The 21,945-nt window shown below is 47.5% G+C and carries 22 protein-coding genes; 10 read left to right on the forward strand and 12 right to left on the reverse strand.

Translation table 11 applies throughout. From position 1 onward, the window contains the following. Positions 1-36 precede the first annotated feature (36 nt). A complete protein-coding gene (locus Q1B47_RS04550; protein WP_299789302.1) occupies positions 37-708 on the reverse strand; it encodes a dienelactone hydrolase family protein in 672 nt (223 codons plus the stop codon). 169 nt (positions 709-877) lie between these two features. On the opposite strand from Q1B47_RS04550, the gene Q1B47_RS04555 reads away from it, so the two are divergent. Continuing rightward, complete coding sequence (locus Q1B47_RS04555) at positions 878-1,897, forward strand: glutathione S-transferase family protein (protein ID WP_299789305.1); 1,020 nt, start codon at positions 878-880, stop codon at positions 1,895-1,897. Between the two features lie 74 nt (positions 1,898-1,971). Here Q1B47_RS04555 and Q1B47_RS04560 read toward each other — a convergent pair whose 3' ends face one another. The 4 genes from Q1B47_RS04560 to Q1B47_RS04575 form a co-directional block, all read right to left on the reverse strand. Next, positions 1,972-2,193 (reverse strand): DUF3389 domain-containing protein, encoded by a 222-nt coding sequence (locus Q1B47_RS04560; protein WP_299789308.1) that lies wholly within the window; start codon positions 2,191-2,193, stop codon positions 1,972-1,974. A gap of 83 nt (positions 2,194-2,276) precedes the next feature. After that, a complete protein-coding gene (locus tag Q1B47_RS04565; RefSeq protein ID WP_299789311.1) occupies positions 2,277-2,759 on the reverse strand; it encodes a peptidylprolyl isomerase in 483 nt (160 codons plus the stop codon). A gap of 82 nt (positions 2,760-2,841) precedes the next feature. Next, complete coding sequence (locus Q1B47_RS04570; RefSeq protein ID WP_299789314.1) at positions 2,842-3,714, reverse strand: WYL domain-containing protein; 873 nt, start codon at positions 3,712-3,714, stop codon at positions 2,842-2,844. A gap of 151 nt (positions 3,715-3,865) precedes the next feature. After that, on the reverse strand, positions 3,866-5,026 hold the full coding sequence (locus Q1B47_RS04575) for a lytic murein transglycosylase (protein ID WP_299789869.1): 1,161 nt from the start codon (positions 5,024-5,026) through the stop codon (positions 3,866-3,868). A gap of 282 nt (positions 5,027-5,308) precedes the next feature. Between Q1B47_RS04575 and Q1B47_RS04580 the strand changes: the two genes are divergently transcribed. Continuing rightward, positions 5,309-5,668 carry a DUF2750 domain-containing protein gene (locus tag Q1B47_RS04580; RefSeq protein WP_299789317.1) on the forward strand — a complete coding sequence of 120 codons (360 nt, stop codon included), beginning with the start codon at positions 5,309-5,311 and terminating at the stop codon, positions 5,666-5,668. A gap of 95 nt (positions 5,669-5,763) precedes the next feature. Continuing rightward, complete coding sequence (locus tag Q1B47_RS04585; RefSeq protein WP_299789320.1) at positions 5,764-6,423, forward strand: hypothetical protein; 660 nt, start codon at positions 5,764-5,766, stop codon at positions 6,421-6,423. 45 nt (positions 6,424-6,468) lie between these two features. Here the strand turns inward: Q1B47_RS04585 and Q1B47_RS04590 are convergent, their stop codons facing one another. Next, complete coding sequence (locus Q1B47_RS04590) at positions 6,469-7,407, reverse strand: chemotaxis protein CheV (RefSeq protein WP_299789323.1); 939 nt, start codon at positions 7,405-7,407, stop codon at positions 6,469-6,471. Positions 7,408-8,133: 726 nt separating this feature from the next. On the opposite strand from Q1B47_RS04590, the gene Q1B47_RS04595 reads away from it, so the two are divergent. Beyond that, positions 8,134-8,307 (forward strand): hypothetical protein, encoded by a 174-nt coding sequence (locus Q1B47_RS04595; RefSeq protein WP_299789326.1) that lies wholly within the window; start codon positions 8,134-8,136, stop codon positions 8,305-8,307. A 308-nt stretch (positions 8,308-8,615) separates the two neighbouring features. On the opposite strand, the gene Q1B47_RS04600 is transcribed toward Q1B47_RS04595, so the two are convergent. Beyond that, positions 8,616-9,536 (reverse strand): 1-aminocyclopropane-1-carboxylate deaminase/D-cysteine desulfhydrase, encoded by a 921-nt coding sequence (locus Q1B47_RS04600; protein ID WP_299789329.1) that lies wholly within the window; start codon positions 9,534-9,536, stop codon positions 8,616-8,618. A 201-nt stretch (positions 9,537-9,737) separates the two neighbouring features. Between Q1B47_RS04600 and Q1B47_RS04605 the strand changes: the two genes are divergently transcribed. Next, the gene (locus Q1B47_RS04605; RefSeq protein ID WP_299789332.1) at positions 9,738-10,145 is read left to right on the forward strand and encodes a YccF domain-containing protein; all 408 of its coding nucleotides are present in this window, start codon (positions 9,738-9,740) and stop codon (positions 10,143-10,145) included. Positions 10,146-10,203: 58 nt separating this feature from the next. Here Q1B47_RS04605 and Q1B47_RS04610 read toward each other — a convergent pair whose 3' ends face one another. Continuing rightward, positions 10,204-10,911, reverse strand: a complete 708-nt coding sequence (locus tag Q1B47_RS04610; protein WP_299789872.1) for a transporter substrate-binding domain-containing protein — start codon at positions 10,909-10,911, stop codon at positions 10,204-10,206. 236 nt (positions 10,912-11,147) lie between these two features. On the opposite strand from Q1B47_RS04610, the gene Q1B47_RS04615 reads away from it, so the two are divergent. Together Q1B47_RS04615 and Q1B47_RS04620 are read left to right on the forward strand one after the other, a co-directional pair. Beyond that, positions 11,148-11,375 carry a PGPGW domain-containing protein gene (locus Q1B47_RS04615; RefSeq protein ID WP_299789335.1) on the forward strand — a complete coding sequence of 76 codons (228 nt, stop codon included), beginning with the start codon at positions 11,148-11,150 and terminating at the stop codon, positions 11,373-11,375. 230 nt (positions 11,376-11,605) lie between these two features. Beyond that, entirely contained in the window at positions 11,606-12,598 is a 993-nt protein-coding gene (locus Q1B47_RS04620) for a cytochrome-c peroxidase (protein WP_299789338.1), read from the forward strand. 90 nt (positions 12,599-12,688) lie between these two features. Here Q1B47_RS04620 and Q1B47_RS04625 read toward each other — a convergent pair whose 3' ends face one another. Beyond that, positions 12,689-13,045 (reverse strand): DUF6508 domain-containing protein, encoded by a 357-nt coding sequence (locus tag Q1B47_RS04625; RefSeq protein WP_299789341.1) that lies wholly within the window; start codon positions 13,043-13,045, stop codon positions 12,689-12,691. Between the two features lie 459 nt (positions 13,046-13,504). After that, entirely contained in the window at positions 13,505-14,398 is an 894-nt protein-coding gene (locus Q1B47_RS04630; RefSeq protein WP_299789875.1) for a LysR family transcriptional regulator, read from the reverse strand. Positions 14,399-14,689: 291 nt separating this feature from the next. On the opposite strand from Q1B47_RS04630, the gene hppD reads away from it, so the two are divergent. From hppD to ggt, 3 genes are all read left to right on the forward strand, one after another. Next, on the forward strand, positions 14,690-15,730 hold the full coding sequence (hppD, locus tag Q1B47_RS04635; protein WP_299789343.1) for a 4-hydroxyphenylpyruvate dioxygenase: 1,041 nt from the start codon (positions 14,690-14,692) through the stop codon (positions 15,728-15,730). Between the two features lie 160 nt (positions 15,731-15,890). Further along, positions 15,891-16,508 carry a LysE family translocator gene (locus tag Q1B47_RS04640; RefSeq protein WP_299789346.1) on the forward strand — a complete coding sequence of 206 codons (618 nt, stop codon included), beginning with the start codon at positions 15,891-15,893 and terminating at the stop codon, positions 16,506-16,508. Between the two features lie 187 nt (positions 16,509-16,695). Then, positions 16,696-18,444 carry a gamma-glutamyltransferase gene (ggt, locus tag Q1B47_RS04645; RefSeq protein ID WP_299789349.1) on the forward strand — a complete coding sequence of 583 codons (1,749 nt, stop codon included), beginning with the start codon at positions 16,696-16,698 and terminating at the stop codon, positions 18,442-18,444. An 86-nt stretch (positions 18,445-18,530) separates the two neighbouring features. On the opposite strand, the gene Q1B47_RS04650 is transcribed toward ggt, so the two are convergent. After that, on the reverse strand, positions 18,531-20,105 hold the full coding sequence (locus tag Q1B47_RS04650; RefSeq protein WP_299789352.1) for a PAS domain-containing methyl-accepting chemotaxis protein: 1,575 nt from the start codon (positions 20,103-20,105) through the stop codon (positions 18,531-18,533). 275 nt (positions 20,106-20,380) lie between these two features. Continuing rightward, a complete protein-coding gene (locus tag Q1B47_RS04655; protein WP_299789355.1) occupies positions 20,381-21,907 on the reverse strand; it encodes a dipeptidase in 1,527 nt (508 codons plus the stop codon). Between the last annotated feature and the right edge of the window lie 38 nt (positions 21,908-21,945).

The raw sequence follows: 21,945 nt of genomic DNA on the forward strand, positions 1-21,945 counted from the left end.
TAACCCGTAACAGCATCTTTTTAACCAAACATTAACTTAAACTAATCTACTTATGAGCCATTTTGCGATCTCTGTCAGCTGTTGAGGCATAACACTGTGAGGCATAGGGTAGGTTTTCCACTCTACATCGTACCCGTTAGAGACCAGCAACTGGTTAGCCGCCCTGCCGGCCGCTACCGGTACGACATCATCCTGTTCACCGTGATGTTGTAAGATAGGTGTCATCTTATTTGCCTCACTCAGCTCAGTGGGCATCTGATCTGCATTAGGAAGATAACAGGATAACCCCATGATCCCCGCCAACTTCTCCGGATATCTTAGTCCACTGAACAGGCTCATGACTCCCCCCTGACTAAAACCAGCCAGTACAATTCTATCGGCCGGGATACCGGAATCTATCTGCTCCTGTATCAATCCGCGAACGGCGATCTCAGACTCCAGCACGCCGGACATATCGGCCCTGTTATGCAGTTCCATGCTCTTAATGTCATACCAGGCCCGCATCACATATCCCTGGTTAATAGTTACAGCCTGCTCCGGGGCATGGGGGAACAAAAAGCGGATGCTGTGATCATCCGGCAAGCCTAAAGCCGGTACAACCGGCGCAAAACCCGCTCCCGAATCACCCAAACCATGTAACCAGATGACACACGCCGTAGCTGTCGATTCAGGTTCGATCGTAATGCGCTCTAACACTCTTGTAGACATTCTTTTCCTTTAAACTCATCAACATTTTTGTGACCGATATCATATCAAAGTGACAGCCAGGACCCAAACGTTCGATAAAATCATTCATTTCTGTCGACTCTTTTCGCTTTTACTGTTCTATATCAGCGCCTACACTCATTACATCAACGACACGGCAAGAGAGAAAGATATGGGATTACTTCATGATGGCGTCTGGAAAAACCAGTGGTATCCGACCAAGAAGAGTGGCGGAAAATTTATCCGCGAAAAATCACAGTTCAGACACTGGATAACCAGTAAAAGTGAAGGTGTATCTGCAAGTGAGAGTGTACCCGAGTTTATCGCCGAGCCTAACCGTTACCACCTCTATGTATCACTCGCCTGTCCATGGGCCCACAGAACCCTGATCTTCAGGGAGCTGAAATCTCTGCAAGCCTATATCAGTGTCTCAGTGGTAGAGCCTCACATGTTAGATAATGGCTGGGAGTTCTCCGGCCCGAATCAAAGTGACGCCGCTTCACACATCAAAGGGGCAGAAACAGACAGGTTAAACGGTAAAGATTTCCTCTATCAGATCTATCAGGCAGCAGCTTCCGATTACACCGGCCGGGTAACGGTGCCCGTACTCTGGGACAAGAAAACCAAAACAATTGTGAATAATGAGTCTGCGGACATCATTAGAATGTTTAACTCCGCCTTCGACCACCTAACCGGAAACACACTCGACCTTTACCCTGAAGCACTAAGAGCTGAGATCGATGAGATCAATGATTGGGTCTACTCCTCGATAAATAATGGCGTCTACCGTGCCGGATTTGCCACCAGCCAGGAGGCCTATGACGAAGCCTTTGACAGCCTATTCGATGCCTTGGACAAGGTTGAGTTAATTCTGCAGAACAAGCGATATCTGGTCGGCGGAACAATAACGGAGGCCGATTGGCGTCTGTTTACCACCCTGATCCGCTTCGACTCTGTATATGTGGGCCACTTCAAAGCAAATAGGCAAACGATAGAACAATATCCGGCAATTTCAGCTTATCTCAGAGAGCTATACCAAGTTGAAGGGATCCAGGCGACGGTTAACTTTGAGCATATTAAGCAGCATTATTATTTCAGCCACGATCTGATCAATCCGAGCAGAGTCGTCCCTAAAGGGCCATTTATCGATTACCTGACTCCCCATGGCCGGGAGCTAATCGACAAGGGCTAACCTATGCCCCACTCTGCGCGGACCGCATTAAATAGTTCGGCACAACATCCTCGTTCTCAGAGCTCGTATGTCGGTTACCCGATACCAAGCTCTTCACGAATAGCGTTAAGCTGATCCATAGAATCGAGTCTCAGGCTCCACCTGACCGCGCCGGCATCGGCATTGATGATCAATGCCTGATCAACGAACTTTATATCCTCCACCATGGCATACATGGTCGTACCCGAAGTGGATAACCTCACCTGAACTTCGAAAGGAGTGAGAATAATTTTACCTTGTGAAAATTCAATGATCATTCGCCGACCTTAATGTTGTGTTTGAATAAAAAAACCAGCAATAAGTTGCTGGTTTCTTCTCACTCACCATGCTGTGAAACAGTTTAGTGCTGATGACCGCCTTTACCGTGGGCATGACCGTGTGCCTTCTCTTCGTCTGTCGCATCACGGGCACCGATGATCTCAAGATCGAAGGTCAACTCCCGGCCGGCCAGGGGATGGTTAATATCGACCGTAGCCATAAACTTACCGACTTTGATAATGGTAACCTGACGCTGCCCTTGATCTGTGTTAATCAATGCACGCATTCCCGGCTTCCAGACTTTCGCGCCCTGAAGATGCTTGACCGATACACGCTGCTCGCAATCTTCATTACGCTCGCCGTAGGTTAACGACGCAGGCAAGGTAACTGAAAACTTCTCACCCACCTCTTTACCGTTAATAGCATCTTCAACACCCGGCATCATATTGTCATGGCCATGCAGATACGCGATAGGATCGAGCCCCTCATTTGTCTCTAACACCTCTCCCTGTTCATCGCGTAATGTGTAATTAAACTGAACAACCATATCGTTTTTAATGCTCATTAAATGTCCTTAACTGCCTACTGACTCAATCTTGTGTCGCAGCTTAGCAAAACTGATCTGTACTCTCTAGCCCTAAACTGAATTAACGTCCGCCACCGGGCACTATGGTAAGGTGTTCGACCTGGCTGAGAATATCCAGATTCGACAAGGCTAACTGGCACACGCCCGAGCTAATTTGATGTTTAGCGGAGCAATCTACACTCCACTGCCGCAGGAGGTACCCGGCTAACGCCGCCCTTGTCACGACCTCGAGCCTGTTATCCTGCATCTGATAATCCAGTGCTATCGCTTCCGGGTGCTTAAGACTCGGATGGGGGATCAGAGTCAAGGTGATCATATTATCCCACTGGCTGTCCTTTACCTGAGTCTCGCTGAACTTGGGTTCACAACTCGCACCTGAGATGGCTTTGATACGGGTAACCACAAAGTCGGTAAACACCTCATGGGTTCTGTCAAATGCCCTCACATGCCACCTCTGGCCGTTATTGACCAGTGCATGAGGGACTATCTCCCGCTCACTCTCTCCCGAAGAGATAGAAACATATTTAATCTTTAAGGCCTGTTTGTTTTGAATCGCGCGCATCAAGGCCGCAATAATCTCCGTATCGGGGTGGATAAGCTGAACCGCATCGATACAGATCTCACTGGGCGAAATAGGCTGAGACAAGCCATCGCCAAACCCCTTGGCTAAGCCATGTAAAATCCCCTCGGGTTCATGTTGAAACAGTACCTTAAACTCAGGTTTTCTATGGTAGCTCTTGGTCTGGTGAATCAGTGCCATATTATCCGGGGCAAACTCTCGATAACTCGCAAAATCACGGGTGGCAGCCGCCAGCCCCGTGGCAAACTTCTTAATCAGATCCTGACGGGAAACCTGACCAAAATACTGCAAACTGAAATCGATAAAAGCGAGACGTTGCTTTTGTGCGTGAGAGAGGTTATCCATTGAGTTCATAAGCTTTGTGGGCTTCCATATTCAGGTATGAGAGATCGTTGTGCGTGCAATGTTTTAACGGCGACTAAAAGGATAATGTAATAGATAAAACAGCAAGGTGCAATCATATTGATTACACCTTGCAGATTCAGGCTCGCAAGAGAGAGTGGGCTTAAATAACGCCTAAGGCCTTAAAGGTGGCTTCACTGGGAAAGCCATCTGGCACCAAGCCTACGCTCAGCTGAAAAGCCCTTAATCCATTTTTGGAGTTTTTCCCCATCACGCCATCAGGCTTACCGACATCGAACCCCTTCTCGTTCAGCTTGGCCTGCAGCGACTTGACCCGGGCGCGACTTAAGTTGTCCTGTTTAGGTGGCTTAACAACCAGGCCCACCCCTCCGTTGATCCGATCGGCCAGATGACCGACGGCAATGGCATAAAATTCGGAACGATTCCATCGCATGATCACATCGAAATTCTTATAGCCTAAGAAAGCCGGGCCTGTATGCCCTGCCGGCAGGTACAGTGCGGCCTTCATATCCGGCGTAGCCAGAGGTTGCAGATCGCTCTTTGTCACCCCTAACTTTGACCACTGAGTCAAAGACTGTGCATTATCTCTTCCCAGGTGTTCATAACTGAAGTCGCCGGGAAGCATGACTTCCCTCCCCCATCGCTCATTACGTTGCCAACCGAGTTTATTTAAGAAGTTTGCCGCCGAGGTCAAGGCATCGGCGGTGCTGTTCCAAAGGTCGGCTTTACCATCGCCATCACCATCGACAGCATATTTTGCATAGGCGCTGGGCATAAACTGAGTGTGCCCCATGGCCCCGGCCCAGGAACCGACCATCTGAGAAGACGCAAACTGATACTCCTCTTTGAGCTTCAAGGCCTTCATCAATTCACCTGTAAAATACTTACTCCGTCTGGGATCGCAGGCCAGAGTCGCTAAAGAGTCCAGTACCGGCATCTTACCTTTGTAGGAACCGAAGTTCGTCTCCAGCCCCCAGAACGCCATCAGATATTGAGGCGGGACCCCATATTTTTGAAAAAGCTCATCCAGCAGGGCACGATTCTCTTTCATTAATCGTCTTCCCTGCTTCACACGCCAGTCGGTGACCCGCTTGCTGAAATAGTTATCGAAGGTTTGGCTAAATTCCGGTTGTTTCCTGTCGAGCTCGATAACCCGGGATACATATTTAACTTTGGCCAGGGTGTTATCTATGGTGTCTTTCGATAATCCCTGAGCTTGCGCCGTCTCCTTTAACCTGACAACACAGGAATCGAAATCACCGGCCAACGTGGGCTGTATATATAAACTTGAAATCAGTAACAGGGAAGCTAAGGGGGCACGTTTAATCAAAATGAATACTCCAGGAATGCAGAAAAAGATATCGGCCAAAAATAAGAGTCACGCTTATGTACAGCGTTTGTCGGCTACCCACCATAATAACGATACAGACAACAGATATTAAGTAATATCCCCTATAAAATGACAATAAACGGCAATTATTATCCTCAGGGTAAATTTGCCCTTATAAATCCAAAGATTTTCTTGGCGAATGCCGGTCATGCCGTATAATGACAAGGTTAAATATTCATATCTAAGAGACCTAACATGACTGAGACAAATCCATTGCTTACCAACTTTATTGAAAATGTAAAAGAACACCAGGCCGTCTGGGGACTGCAGGATGAAACAGGTGAAGGTTGGGTAGTATGTGATTCTTCAGAATATGAAGACACAGATGTGATGCCACTATGGTCAACACAGGAGCAAGCTAAGGTACATTGCAGTGAAGAGTGGGCTGACTACCAGCCGGTCTCTATCGCATTAGTTGAGTTTCTGGAATTTTGGGTATCCGATCTTAACGACGATGGCGTACTTGTCGGCACTGACTGGCAAGCAGAGAAAGAGTGCTTAGAGGTCGACCCTATCGTACTTGCACAATCTTTGGTTAATGTCGAAACCGAATAAGCTTCGCAAAACGATTATAGCTTCTTAATCCGGCACTCCTTATAGGTGCTGATTAAGAAGCCCGTTCTCCCGTCATCAGTTCGAGCATCGCCCTTATGCTGTCCCCTATCGATGTCCCCTTTGATTGCCGACATAGCTGTTGGTTTTGTGCAGAACCTTGTAACTGCACCTTCGAATACCACGCCACGGCGAGCACGCCTCATCAAAGCTTAACTATCCCAGCCTGCAAAGAGTGTTTAACCCTGGCGAAACAGAATCGGTTAACGTCAATATGGGACTGCCGGATCGCGGTAAAAGATGAGCTTATGCGGATCTATGCCAAACATCTCGCGATCGGCATCAACTGGACAGAGCAGGAGCTCATCGACTCGGAATTTTCATGTAAAGTTTTCGAAGGATTCAAGAAAAGTGCCTGGATGATGTACCTCATCGCTAAAGAGAGAGTCAATGCACCGGGCTGGCCATTGAGTGTTGATGGTGTCCCACTGGATAACGGTAATCATGAACCGGGTTTCGAGTTTGATGGTGTCAAATACGCCTCACTTTCAAAGGCGGTGAATCATTACTCTCGCACCTTAGGACTAGATAAACTATTTTTTGAAGCCATATTGTCGCAGGTTGGACGAAGTCGGTTTGGCTACGCAGTCCGGATAAGCCGGATTAACATCGCATCAGATAAACGGGTCAAGCAGCAGGTGCTGAAAGATATCGCACTCGAGCAAGGCCAACCCCTGCACAGAGATACCTGGTTTTAATAAAAAGCTATAGTCTATTATGGCCAGCCAGCAGTACAGTACGGCTTAAACGATCTCTCTAAGCCTCTGCTGCACCACATCCACCAGTAGATCGGGTTGGAATTTTGAGATAAATCGATCACAACCCACTTTTTCGACCATGGCATTGTTAAAGCTACCACTCAAGGAGGTGTTTAAGGTGATGAAGAGGTCACTCATACGCTTATCAGTTCTGATCTCATGTGTCAGTTTATAGCCATCCATCTCAGGCATTTCGGCATCGGTGATCAACATTAAGATCTCATCCTCAATAGTCTTGCCCTGATCACACCACTTCTTAAGAACATTGAGTGCCTGCAGCCCATCTGAAGTCTCTAAAACTTCGATCCCCAAAGGCTCTAATGTCTCTTTGATCTGACGGCGAGCGGTAGAGGAATCATCGGCAATCAATACCCTGCGTCCAGGCATCTCACTGACCAGGGATTCATCTAGCACACCTTCAGATAAGCGAATATCGTAATGAATAATCTCTGCAAGCACCTTTTCAACATCGATAATCGAGACTAACTGGGTTTGACCACCAATCTCGATACGGGTGATAGCCGTTAGGTAGTTGTTAGCTCCGGCGCTTTTGGGAGGAGGTAAGATATCTCCCCAGGTCATATTAACAATATGCTCGACCTTTCCGACCCGAAAGCCCTGAACGCTTCTGTTGTACTCGGTAATGATTAGATTGGACTCTTGATCATCTGACATAGGTTGAAAACCGATGGCTGCACGCAGATCGATGACCGGAATGGATGAACCGCGAATATTGGCGACGCCACTGATATGAGGGTGACTGCCCGGCATGGCACTTAACACAGGAAGTTTAACAACCTCCTTGACTTTAAAGACATTAATTGCAAATAACTGAGTGGCGTTTATCCGAAACAATAAAAGCTCTAACCGATTCTCACCAACGAGTTGAGTACGCTGATCTACTGAATCAAGAATTTTTGCCATAATACAACTCTCAAGGTGAAGGAATGATGATTAGCATCCAAAATAATCTTTCTTAATTATAGTCTTTATCTTAATCCCATAACTGAGTTACAGATCTAATTAAAACAAATACGCACACTAGCACTTTAGAAATTGAAAAGGCTACTGTTTTGCTATTATCGGCAGAGCCGGGATAATTCCGACCACAATCTCCATGATTGTATGACACAACTCTTCGGCGGTCACCAGATTACAGAGAAAACAGCTAGTGCCCACATAGGCAAAAATATTCACAAACTCTATCACTTATAATCATAAGTGACAGTATTTGTAACCAAAATCGCCGCAATCAACCATACAAGAGAGCCTTTAATATAGGAGTTGACAAGCACAGTATTGCCGATATAATAGCCAGCGATTTTGAGATACCCTTGTAATTTTCTTTTGTTAGTCCGACTCCTCTCGTCACCGCCTCACAAAATACATTAATACGCTCGGTTCAACATCTAACGGCTCGTCATTTTACTGTCATACATTTATGATTTACTTTGACTCAATCCAGCATATCCGAATCGCATATGTTACAAACGTTAACAAATGCAATTTATATAAATGCTTGATTACGCCGTTAAAGATGAGTAATCTCGATATACACACAAGCTTCATCTTTCGCAAAAAATGCTAAGGATATTTTATAGTTAAATAGACGCTGTAAAAATTACAGCCAGATAAAAAGGAATATGACATATGTCGTACAATATTAATGGTCATGAGATCACAGTAAATTTCCCGGTAGACTCTATCTCTCTAAATAAGTCTTCTATCGCTTTCACCGATAGCCAAGGGAAGAACAGACAAACGTTTTCTAAACGCACCGAAGCGTTATCGTTTATGAAATGGCTTCTATCCGGTAACAAATAAAGGATAGATAACCTTCATTAACAGGAATCTGTTCGTCATACAAAATGTAATAACAACAGTAAAAACAATGCCAATCGATACACTTCCTCTCACTGGTATCGAGTGACCCTTCTATCGAAAGCAGGGAACAGGTAGGACTGACATCATATGGTCAGCTATCGGGCAGCAAGATAAGATCTACCTTTGGTTCAGGCTGTATCAATTTCACAGATACCAAGCCTGACCAAATGGTAAAAACTTCAAGTAATATTCATCACAACTTCCACTTCATACCCGGTTCAACGGGACAATTAAGTTTTGTCATCTGCTTAATCAGCAAATTTTCGCTGGTAACGAGGTAGCATACTGATATTTCCCAGTAGCCCCCCTTGATGAATATAGATAATCGGCGTCCTATCCCCGCTGCTTTTCAGGTAGTGCTCGAGTGCCATCCAACCTAACGGATCATAGAGCAGTTCAAACTCGATACCTGTACTGCACACCCGTTTCCACATCTCAAAGAACTCCCGATAAAGCTTACCGAAATGATACTTCTTAGGCATGGCAACAATTTCAGGATGATGGTGCGTCTCATCACTTAACGCTTTAAATTGCAACTTCAGATAGTCATCTCCTCCGACAGCGGCACACGTTAACACCCTTATTGCAGCTCCCCGCTCCACGAAGTATTTGTTAAGAAATAACGCCGTTGTACCGGTACCTGAGGGCAGGAACACGATAAGAGAGGAGAGCCCCCGCTGTTTAAACCAAGCACGGATCTCCTCTGCGAGTTTAAATACACCATATTCAGCATAACTACATCGTCCCCCTTCGGGGACAAATACCGCCTGCTTCTGTGTAGGTAATACCTGCTCCTGAATATAGGTTAAGCTATCGCGTCCCTCTCTATCATCTGTCTCGCTAAGATCTATGATGTTTGCGCCATTTTTACAGGCTGCGGCATAGTTTCCCTGACTCTGGGTTTTGATATGAGAGGCGATATGGTCGACATAAAAATCCAGCTGCCAGCCCCTCATCTTGGCCAGTGCAGACATAGAATAGAGCGAATTTGCCTGAGCAGAGCCGTAGCCGATCAATTTATCAACGCCCGGAAAATCATGTTCAAGAAAATAGGCAAACTTACGCGCCTTATTACCGGAAAACTCCGGATGAAGCAGGTCATCTCTCTTAACGAAGATCTCTCTGTCAAACATCTCGATGGCGTCGACCGGAGTATGGCTTAATCTCATAATAATTTAACCTGAATTTATATATCGGAGAGTTTATCACTCCCCCGCAGCGGGCAAAACCACTAAAATCTGGTGTTTTTCGCTATAAACAGTTTTACAACAAACAAAAATAACTTTAATTTCAGCAGCATAACTAGTTGGCATATTTCTAGCTTACTATCTTATAGCGCATCCTTTTTTTGCCCTTATGAGGAGTATTTAATGGCAGTATTACGTTTGATCTTTAACATTGCATGGTTTGTTCTTGGCGGGTTTGTAATGGGGTTAGCATGGTGGATAGCAGGCTTACTCTGCTACATCAGTATTATCGGCATTCCATTCGGTCGCGCCTGCTTTGTGATAGGTGAAATGACTTTCTGGCCCTTCGGTCAGGATCATATGAGTCGTAAGAGTCTCACCGGCGTCGAAGATCTGGGTACAGGGGCCTTTGGCACCGTGGGGAATATCATCTGGTTCCTGCTATTTGGGATCTGGCTGGCGATAGGACACATTACTCACGCGTTAGCCTGTTTCGTTACCATTATCGGGATCCCCTTCGGTATTCAGCACCTGAAGCTGGCGATTTTAAGCTTAACCCCTATCGGACAAACCGTTGTCACTAAGGCATAACTCTCACTCAGACACGCCGAGTTATCTTTTAACTCGGCATTTTACCCACTAAATACATCTACTTACTGCCAGCTTTCACCTCTGACATGTATCCATCCAGAATCGATTTTTCATCGATCTTTGATAAACCGGTATTAAATATATCCCGCCAATAATGGCCTTCCGGCGTATTTTTGAACGCAATAAACATCTGCTTATCTTCCAGGGTCTTCTTGTTTATCTGTAATTTTCCGGCAAGTGGTTTCAACTTCTTTTGAGATAATAGATAACCAAAGACATGCAGATCTATGACCGCTGCATCGATTCTGGCCGTTGCGACCTTTTTGACGTTATGCTCATCTGAATTAACAACTTCGACATTTTGAGTGCCAAGTTTAATCATGGCATCGAGTTCGGCAGTGTTTCTATAATCCCTGACCACACCGAGTCGGTACTGATTAAGATCGGCCAAGCTTGACCAGCTGATGGGGTGCTGGTGCTGCTCAACTAATCCCAACGGGCTGGCTCCAAGCGGGTTTGAGAAGATAAACTCATCTGTCGGATAGCTGTAGGCCGGCAGGTAGCCGATATACTCAGAACCGGCGCGATTGACCAACCTTATCGCTCTGCTCCAGGGGAAAAAGCCGACTTTCAGTTCATGTCCTACCGCTCTTATCGCGGCGCGGGCAATCGCAATTGTTGCTCCCTGCTCTTTTAAGGTACTGCCTGAATAGGGCGGCCAGTGAAGTGAGGTCAGATAGAGGGTATCGGCTTTTGCAGCAGACATGGCTAAAGTTCCGCTGAGCAGCATAAGCTGACACAGAATAACGATAAACCACCTGCTCGTGCGCACGCCAACTATCACTCGCTTCACCCGGAGCTCATGTCCCATCTAAAGAGTACTCCTACTCAGTATAGTCGCTATACCGGCTGCGCAAATTATGCTTTGTTACAATTGTTGGCTGGTCTACCGGCATCTGAAAATGAGACAGTACCATTCAGCAACAAAGGTAAGGAGTCCCTATGTTACGTAAAACGTTGATAACAATAGCGGGTGGTGTACTCACCATAGCCGGCGCGGCGTTAATCATTTTACCCGGGCCTGCCTGGTTACTGCTCCCCATAGGTTTAGCCATCTTGAGCATGGAATATCCGTGGGCCAAGGTGTGGCTACGCAAGAGTCAACGCCAACTCAATGCTTCGGCCGCCTGGCTCGATAGAAAAATTCTATTAAGAAAAATGAAATCCTGATCTGCAGTTCGCCGGATATCGGCGAAGATCACAAAAAAGACAATCTTTTGAGGCTGCACAAACAGCCTGCCTGATAATTACAATTCGAACCGAGACATTCTTCACGAAAACCCAATCCAAATCCACGATAGTCCTCATCGAAACAAAGCGTTATCTATGTTCCGTCCAGATTAATAAGATACCCACATCAAATAACCACATGAAAAACGTGTCTTAATGTGAGGTCTAAAATGAAACTACTCTCCCCTCTTTCTCTGGCAATCATGGCAGCCATGAGTGCTGCACCGGCCATAGCAAAAGAGCCGATCGAAATAATTAAGCCTGCAAAGATCACCGCACCAGAAAAAGTTGAGTTAGGTAAGATGCTGTTCTTCGAGCCAAGGCTATCGAAGTCGGGCTTCATCTCCTGCAACTCATGCCATAACCTGTCACTTGGCGGTGTAGATGCGCTTCCAACCTCAATCGGCCACAACTGGCAAGAGGGCCCGATAAACTCCCCTACCGTATTGAATGCCGAGTATGGTCTGGCGCAATTTTGGGATGGCCGGGCGAAAGATCTTAAGGAGCAAGCCGGCGGGCCAATCGCTAACCCGGGGGAGATGGGCTACACCCACGAACTTGCCGTCTCAACCGTGAACTCTATGCCGGCCTATCAGGCAAAGTTTGAAGCCATCTATGGTAAAAACTCGGTTAACATCGACAATATCACCGACGCCATCGCCGAATTTGAGAAGACCCTGGTGACACCAAACAGCCCATTCGATCTATACCTTCAGGGTGATCAGACTGCTATCACCAGTGAAGCTAAAGCGGGTTATCAGCTATTTAAAAGCAGAGGCTGCACCAGCTGTCATAATGGACCGGCTGTTGGGGGCACCATGTATATGAAGATGGGGCTGGTGAAGCCGTTTCACACCGACAACCCGGCAGAGGGGCGTATCGCAGTTACCGGAAATGCAGCCGACAAATATGTGTTCAAGGTACCGACACTGCGCAATATCGAATTAACTTACCCCTACTTTCATGATGGGGCGACCTGGACCTTAGAGGAAGCGGTGAACACAATGGCAGATATCCAACTCGGCCAGCAGTTATCTGAAAAAGAGACTCATGAGATGGTAGCATTCCTTAAGTCCCTGACCGGAGAGCAGCCTGAGATAGTACTGCCGATCCTGCCGCCGTCGAATGCTAATACACCTAAGCCAGTGCCTTTTGAGAAATAGCGTTAATTAACTGACAGAGAGCTTCATCGCAGGCTCTCTGTAAAGCAAAACGCCGGCACATTGCCGGCGTTTTATATATAGGCAGCTCTTTTAACCAACAAGCTTTAATGGAAGACTATTAAAACGTTCAATAATCGCCAGCAGTACCCCCTGGCGACGCATATTGTCCATCACTCCGGGGCTAAAACGTTCTAGTCGCGTCATGGCAGTCAGCAGTAACTTACACTCATGCAGCGTCGCATCGGCGATATACTCCGGCCTGTCAACTAAATGACTATTTTGGTACCAATCGGCCCATTTGAATTCGCTTAACAGCATTGAGTCCTTAGCTAGATCATCCATAAACTCATTAATGCGACAGACCGAAATGGGTCGCTCTCCACATGCTAAATCATTAACGTATTTAGTATAAAGAGTCGATGTATGCTTCATAAATTGATGGTTCATCTAACACCTCCAAGGAGCTCGGAATACTCAGTGTTATGTAATACATATCGGCATATTCATAACACTCTGTAGTGTTTAAATAGGTGCTGCATATGCCGTACCACTCATCCGAGTTTTTTAATCTGACACCGATTATACCGGTACTAATCTGTACTCAAACTTAACGGTATGCCATATGGATAAAGAGAGGGGTTAAATATAACTCTTACTATACAATCATTTAAAAATATCGATTGAATGCAAAATCTTTATACTTGATGGGTAACAAAATGAGTAAACAAGCCGACCGCCCCCCAGGGTAATGGCGTCGTTGCTCCCGATTCCCACTTTGCCATGAAATTTGCAAAACCTTCTATACACTGAAAAAGCCAACACGTGGCTGAGGGCTCGGGCATATGGAACGGGGCTTAATATTCCTGCAATTCGCCTTGTCGTTATCCTCTCAGGCTCCGCCTGGGATTAAAATTTTGCGTCTGCAAACTCCTCCAGAATCAGCGCTGTAAATAATCTCCCCGCCTTGCCGAGCGGACGCTCCATAGTCGACACCAGCTGGGGGGTGAAGCTATATCGGCTCCCCCCTCTAAAATCGACCTCGACCAACTCTTTACGACTCAACTCTTCATTGATCAGAAAATCGGGCATCCAACCAAATCCAAGCCCCATCATCAATGCATTCTTCTTCATGATAAAACCGGACAGATAGAATACTTTATCGCCGCCAAACTGCAATTCGTCCCGATAGCTGCTCTGCGGGGAGGAGTCTTCTATCGTCAACTCCACATGACGCTGCAGATCAAACAGGGACACATCTCTCTCGGCAGCGAGCGGATGATCGCGACTAACCACAAGGACACTCTTAATATCCGGCAGCGCTTGAGCACGATAGTTTGGTCCGCTGCTGTACTCTTTTACCAACATAAGATCGGCATTGTCTCGTTCAAACCTGTCCTGAACCCCTCCCAGAAACTCCATATTTAACTGGATCTTGGTTGGGATCTGCTGTGATGCCATACGCTTGAGAGCTTTCATAATCGGCTCCATCGGCAGGGCCCCATCAACCACCAATTCAAGTTTAGCTTCCCAGCCCTCACTGAATCTGCTTGCTAAATGTTCAATGTTTGCAAGGTTTTGCAGTAACTTTTGCCCCTCAGCCAGAATCACCTTTCCCTCAGGTGTTAATTCTGCCCGATACCGATCTCGACAAAATAGGTTTACACCTAAGTGCTGTTCGAGTTTTTTCACCTGATAACTCACCGCAGATTGCGCCTTATGCAATCGCTCTGCAGCCTTAGAAAAACTCCCCTCTTCGACCAAAATCTGCAGCAGTTTAAATGCATCAACATCGACACGCATAGTCACCTCTCCCAGTGTAAACCACACAATACAATCTAAAATTTAGATTATCTCCAAGGAATTATTATTCTTTTTTTTGCTGATTTGAGCAACTAAATTGATAGATAGATCACGAATTAACCGAAATTTGCCACCCCCATCGGATGTCGGCGGCCAGATAGTTAATTTACATGAATGACACTTTGAACATGTAACCCATTACACCACTACTTTCACTTCGGGTGAAACGCACAGAGGCAAGCCATCGAAAGAGTGGCAGTAAGTAGTAATAAATAAAACGAGGACAAGATAATGGCAAGCGAACAAAACCCACTGGGCTTACTAGGCATAGAGTTTACAGAATTTGCCACCCCCGAACTCGACTTCATGCACCAGGTATTTATCGATTTCGGCTTTTCCAAGTTAAAGAAGAGTAAGAATAAAGATATCAGCTACTACAAGCAAAATGACATCAACTTCCTGCTGAACAACGAAGCACGCGGCTTTTCTGCCGAATTTGCCAAAAGCCACGGTCCGGCGATCTGCTCCATGGGCTGGCGCGTAGAAGACGCCAAGTTCGCTTTCGAAGGCGCTATAGCACGTGGAGCCAAACCCGCAGCAGAGGAAAACAAAGATCACCCCTACCCCGCTATCTACGGAATAGGCGACAGCCTGATCTACTTCATCGACCGGTTCGGTAGTGAAAATAATATCTATGAAACTGATTTCGTCGATCTGGAGGAGCCGGTGATCACACAGGAGAAAGGCTTCATCGAAGTCGATCACCTCACCAACAATGTATACAAGGGAACAATGGAGCATTGGGCTAACTTTTACAAAGATATCTTCGGTTTCACAGAAGTTCGCTACTTCGATATCAAAGGGTCGCAAACAGCCTTAATCTCCTACGCACTGCGCTCCCCGGACGGCAGCTTCTGTATTCCAATCAATGAAGGTAAAGGTAACGACAAAAATCAGATAGATGAATACCTCAGAGAGTATGACGGACCGGGAGTTCAACATCTCGCATTCAGAAGCCGGGATATCGTCGCGTCGCTGGATGCGATGGAGGGCTCATCGATTCAGACCCTGGATATTATTCCTGAATATTACGACACCATCTTCGATAAGCTGCCACAGGTCACCGAAGACAGGGAGAGAATTAAGCATCATCAGATCTTAGTCGATGGCGACGAAGAGGGCTACCTGTTACAAATATTCACTAAGAATCTGTTTGGCCCGATATTTATCGAGATCATCCAGCGTAAGAATAACCTGGGATTCGGCGAGGGCAACTTTACCGCCCTGTTCCAGTCTATCGAACGGGATCAACAACGCCGCGGTGTGCTTTAACCGATATAACAGCAACGCAGATACCTTCTATGTTGTGCATAACTGTTAAATCAGGTTAAGTCGATGTAAAACCAGCCCATATGGCTGGTTTTTTGTTTTCACAAGGCGGATATTTATCTACACTGTTGCCCCGATACAAATAACAGACAGTACCAAACTGATGCCAGATCTCGCTCTACTCGCGGTGTTTATCCCAACCTTCTTCTTTGTTTCCATCACACCGGGAATGTGTATGACCCTCGCCATGACTCTGGGAATGAGCATAGGCATCAAACGCACCCTCTGGATGATGATAGGCGAGCTCGTTGGGGTCGCTTTAGTGGCCGTGGCCGCCGTCATGGGGGTAGCCGGCATCATGCTCAACTATCCGCAACTCTTTGAGGCGCTGAAATGGGTGGGCGGACTCTATCTGGGCTATATCGGCGTACAGATGTGGCGTGCTAAAGGTAAGATGGCCAAGCTCGATGATCAATCAGACAGCATCAGCAACGGCGCTCTAATCTCACAGGGCTTTATCACTGCCATCGCTAACCCTAAAGGTTGGGCCTTTATGATCTCCCTGCTGCCTCCCTTCATCAATGTCGACAAGGCACTGGCTCCGCAATTTATCGCCCTTCTGAGTGTGATCATGTTTACCGAGTTTGTCAGCATGACCGCCTATGCCACCGGCGGAAAGAGCCTCAAGGTTTTCCTGACCAGAGGCGATAATATCAAATGGATGAACCGTATCGCCGGTTCGCTCATGGTAGGCGTAGGCTTATGGCTGGCACTGGGTTAAGCCACGGCTGAACACCTCCGGGGCTTGAAGATGACACCTGGCATTCGAGCCCTTCTCCCTCACTGAGAGATTCAACTCATATCTCGCAATCTTTCCAACCATTCCCTACCTTGGTCGACTTGCTTTTTTCATTCTTTCACGTCACATTGCACTGATAATTAATTAAAAAAACTAAAAGGGATAACTCATGCGGGCGTTAAAGACCCTGTTCGTCGCCATATCTGTCGCTATACCTCTGTTCACTATCTCCGCCGGTATCAATGTTTCATCCGTCGAGGCTGCCGAGTCTTCGATATTCAGCCATATGGCAACGGCTCAACCCATCTGGGCCGAACATGGCATGGTCTCCTCTCAGGAAGCACTGGCGACCCGTGCCGGAGTGGAGATCTTAAAGCAGGGAGGAAATGCGGTGGATGCTGCCGTTGCCGTCGGATTCAGCTTGGCAGTCACCCTGCCAAGAGCCGGTAACTTAGGCGGCGGTGGTTTTATGTTGGTGCACCTTGCAGAGCCCAACAAGACCATAGCTATCGACTATCGTGAGATGGCCCCCGCCAAGGCGCATAAGGATATTTTTCTCGATGAAAACGGCGAACCGAACCCACGCTTGAGCCGGGAACATGGTTTGGCCGTTGGCGTACCGGGAACAGTCATGGGAATGGAGCTTGCCTTGGAGAAGTACGGCACCATGACGATGAAACAGGTCACCGCAGCGGCAATCAGGATGGCAAAAGAGGGGATTAGGGTAACGCCGGACCTCGCTACCTCCCTCGCAGGTCTCAAGAGACGCATCGCCCAATGGCCCAGTTCGGCAGAGATTTTTTATAAACCGGACGGAAGCAACTATCGTGTAGGCGACACACTCAAGCAACCTGAACTTGCACACTCTCTAAGCCTCATCGCCACACATGGCAGCAAGGGCTTCTACCGGGGTGAGACGGCACAGAAGATTGTCTCGGCGATTCAGCAAGCCGGGGGGATCATGACTCTGGACGATCTGAAAAACTACCGGGTGGTTGAGCGTCAACCGGTACAAGGCGATTACAGAGGTTACCGGGTCGTGTCTATGCCCCCTCCCTCTTCCGGTGGCATACACATCATAGAGATGCTCAATATGTTAGAGCAGTTCCCTATCGATAAGATGGGTCACAACACGGCGGCAACCCTTCATCTGATGGCTGAATCGATGAAACGTGCCTATGCCGATCGCAGTGAATACCTGGGCGATCCCGACTTCTATAATGTACCGGTTCAGGCGTTGATCAGTAAAGATTATGCCAGGAAGCTGGCCGCAGAAATAAAAACAGATAAGGCAACACCGAGCAGCATTATCAAGCCGGGTAACTTAGCCCCCTATGAAAGTGACCAGACTACCCATTACTCGGTTGTCGATCGGTGGGGGAACGCCGTTTCCAACACTTATACCCTGAACTTCAGCTATGGTTCCGGCCTCGTCGCTAAGGGCACAGGAATACTGCTAAATAACGAGATGGACGATTTCTCGGCCAAGCCCGGCACCCCAAATGGCTATGGACTTGTCGGCGGTGAAGCCAACGCGGTCGAAGGTAACAAACGCCCCTTGAGCTCAATGAGCCCAACCATAGTGATGAAGGACGGCAAGCCGTTTATAGTCACAGGCAGCCCGGGAGGCTCACGCATTATCACCACCACGATGCAGGTGATCATGAACGTTATCGATCACAAGCTTAATATTGCCGAAGCGACATCGGCACCGCGGGTACACCATCAATGGCTGCCGGATCTACTCAGAGTAGAACAGAGTCTGAACAGGGACACCATAGATCTTCTCAAAGCCAAAGGGCATGAGGTAAAAGTGAACAATGCCATAGGCTCAACCCAATCGATCATGGTCACCGAGCAGGGGATTTTCGGGGCATCGGATCCAAGACGTTCGGGTAGTGAAACGGCAGGGTATTAACTTATAGCATTGGTATTAACCTACAAATAAAACGGGGGACGCGTAATGCGTCCCCCGTTTTTACTTTCTGTTGGCGGTGACCGGAGTTAATAGTTTCTCTGTACGCTCTGACGCCAAAACTGTTTAGAGAGGTTATGGGTCTTGGTCGACAACCTCGATACCTGTTGACCACGCTCCGTGGCATTTTGAGTCTGCTCCAGACTTTCCAGTGCCAACTCGTTAATCACCTGAATAGAGTGGCTGATGTCATTGGCTACCGTCGTTTGCTGTGACATTGCCGAAGCATTTTCATCGCTCATCACATTCATCTTGCCGATTGAAGAGCAAAGCTCTCCAAAAGATTCATCCACCTCTTGGGCCAGGCCGACAGAAAGCTCAGCCTTACGCTGGCCCGACTCCATGGTTTGAGTGGCTCTTAGCGTACTCTCGCGGAATTTACTCACTATGGTTTCGATATGTGAGGTCGACTCACTCGTACGACTGGACAGCTGACGCACCTCATCGGCCACAACGGCAAAGCCCCGGCCAGACTCGCCGGCTCGGGCGGCCTCGATAGCGGCATTCAGGGCAAGCAGGTTGGTCTGCTCCGCAATGCCTCTAATCACCTCGAGCACATTATTGATATCCTGACTATCCTGCTCGATAGAAGCTACGACCGCAGAGAAGTTACCCACTTCATCATTGAGCTGGTTGATGGCTTCAATCACCATCTCCATCCGCTCATGTCCCTTCTCGGCAAACTGATAGCTGGTCGACATCTCTTCTGCCGCACTGTGAATATTGCTGCTCACCTCGGCAAAACTGGCGCTCATCTCCTCCATGGCGGTGGCCGCCTGACTCGTCTGCTGACTCTGGCTGTCGGCGCGCTCACGGGTATGTGAGATGGTATCGTTCAGACTTGCACTCAGACTCTCAATCGAACCGGCAGAATCGGCCATTCGCCCAACCACTCCGCCCGTTTCGGTAATAAGGAACTGCAGAGCAAAGCTTATCTTACCCAGCTCATCCTGCCGACCGGCGTAGACCCCTGTCGCGAGTGGGTCATCGATAATATTTTTCGCCATCTCCACCACGGCCTTAAATGGATCAAGAATAAACTTCAACCCTATGGCCCCGAAGATTGCGGCCCCGAAAAATGCCGCCAGTGGCGAGTAGCTGGCGAGCCCCACCGCTAACATTATCGTAAGCAGCAGGCCGAGAAATAGCTTACCGCTAAAGCCCAGCACCGCGGGTCTGAGAGCCTTAGGCTTCTTCCCGGCCTCTAAATCAGCATATATGCGTGTCGCACTATCGATCTGTTCGCTGGTCGCCTTCCTTCTGACAGATTGATATTCATGAATTTTACCATCTTCATAAACAGGGGCTACATAGGCATTGACCCAGTAATGATCACCACTCTTGGCTCGGTTCTTCACCACACCGATCCAGGGTTTACCCTGTTTTATCCTATCCCACATCGACTTAAATGCAGCCTCGGGCATATCCGGATGCCGCACTATGTTATGGGGCTGACGATGTAACTCATCGAAGCTGTAACCACTGACACTGGTAAAGCCTTCATTGGCATATTTTATGTTGCCATCGAGATCTGTGGTGGAGAGCAGAATGCAGTTATCGGTTAACGTTTTTTCCCTTTGCGTCACTGGCTGATTATTGCGCATAGATATTATTCTTATTGCTGGTGAAGGAATGAACAGCATTGTTACAAATGTCTAATGTGGAATAATTGATTGTTGTCAACTTTTATCAAGAAATTCAAACTAATTAACACTTTCGGAGCTGGTGATAAGGGATAATTCAAATGCATGATTTAAGGGGTTAATTTGGATGATTCACAGCCAGCCCTTTACATCGAATCACCCAAGCTGCCAGCCCTAATTTTTATAACTAAGATCTTTATAATCAAGACTGGCATCGACGACGCTGATGGCTTTGCTTAAATTGAGTTCGATGACCTTTCTGCTGCTAACTCAATAAATGCAGCCGTATACATCTTCAGATTCAACATAAACTGTTTATGGGTCATAAATTCATATTCGGTATGTCCTGTATACTCTACTCCTGGCATGGTGGGACCAAAGCTCAAGGCGTTAGGGAAGAGTTTACTGTTGGTAGACCCACCTATGGCAACGGGTTTCGGGTCTTTTATGCCGGTAAAGTGAGAAAACACCTCAAGCAGGGTTTCCAGATGGGGCGCATCATCCATCACCATAGGTTTGCCCCAATAGGTATCGATATCCTTAAGCACAGTTTCATGTTTATGCTGCCAGGTATCCAGCGCTGCCATAGCCTGTTTATCGAGTAGCTCGGGGGACTTACCTACCGGCCTGCGCAGGTTCATCATCACCTTAGTACCGGTATGGGTTTGGCTGATAACTGTTGGAGCTAACGTCATCGGCCCCATAAAGCTGTCCCGATATGCTATCTCACCAAACTGCTCGGCATGGATACCCAGGCCGACCATCTCATGAATAAACTTCTGAGTCAGCGCCGCCTGAGTTTTTGGCCACTCATATATTGAGAGTAACTCGGCCAGGTGGGTAACGGCGTTAACACCGTCTTCCGGGGCCGAAGAGTGGGCGGCCTTGCCATCGGCAAAGATGGTGAATCGCTCACCCTCTGATTCAAAACGGTACCGCATGCCCGGATGCGTCCCGGCATGCGCCTTAAGCGCCATCTGCAGCTCATCACTCACCCCATTGAGCTCCGCCCTTGCTTGCTGCGGTACCTGACTGGAAAAGTAACCACCTGAGAAAACGGTTAATCTGGCTTTATTACTTTTCGCCGAATCGGTTTGCGGCGGAATAACCAGACTTATCTTACTCCAGCCCTTTTCGGCCGTAACGACCGGATATTCCGCATCTATGGTGATATTAATATCTGCCGGGGTATAGTCTTGCAAAAAAGCCCTGAGAGGATCCCAATTAGTCTCCTCGGCCAGATAGACCATCAGCTCTATCCGCCTATTCAGTTTCAACCCCCTGTCTTTTATCGATTTCATCGCATACATGGCGGTGACTATGGCCCCTTTATCATCTTCGGTGCCCCGTCCGATCAGCTTGCCCGGTTCAGAAACGTCATCGAGCTGGAAGGGATCCCGCGGCCAAAGCTCCGGGTTAGCAGGCTGTACGTCCCCATGGGTGATAACCCCCAACTTCTTCTCACTGTTACCCAAACCGATTAAAATCACGTATCCATGATCAGAATAGTCCAAACCCAGCTTTTGACTCAATTGACTCAATTCACGCTTAAAACCGATGAACTCAGGATTTGTATCCGGCGTATAGCCCTCCTGGGTCACTGTTTTATAACTGACCAACTTAGTTAATGAGCCCAGCATCGCCCCTTCATAGGTTTTAACAGCATAGTCCGCCGTCGACTGAGCCTCAGAAGTTAAGGCTTGGGAGGCAAAAGGGAGTAGTGATGTGAGGGCTAAAGGCAAGAGAAGCGCTAACTTTTTCATACATTTCCAATTGTTATTGTTTTCAAATATCTTAGCTA

The sequence above is a fragment of the uncultured Shewanella sp. genome, assembly GCF_947501225.1.
In the GTDB taxonomy this organism is placed as follows: Bacteria; Pseudomonadota; Gammaproteobacteria; order Enterobacterales; family Shewanellaceae; genus Shewanella.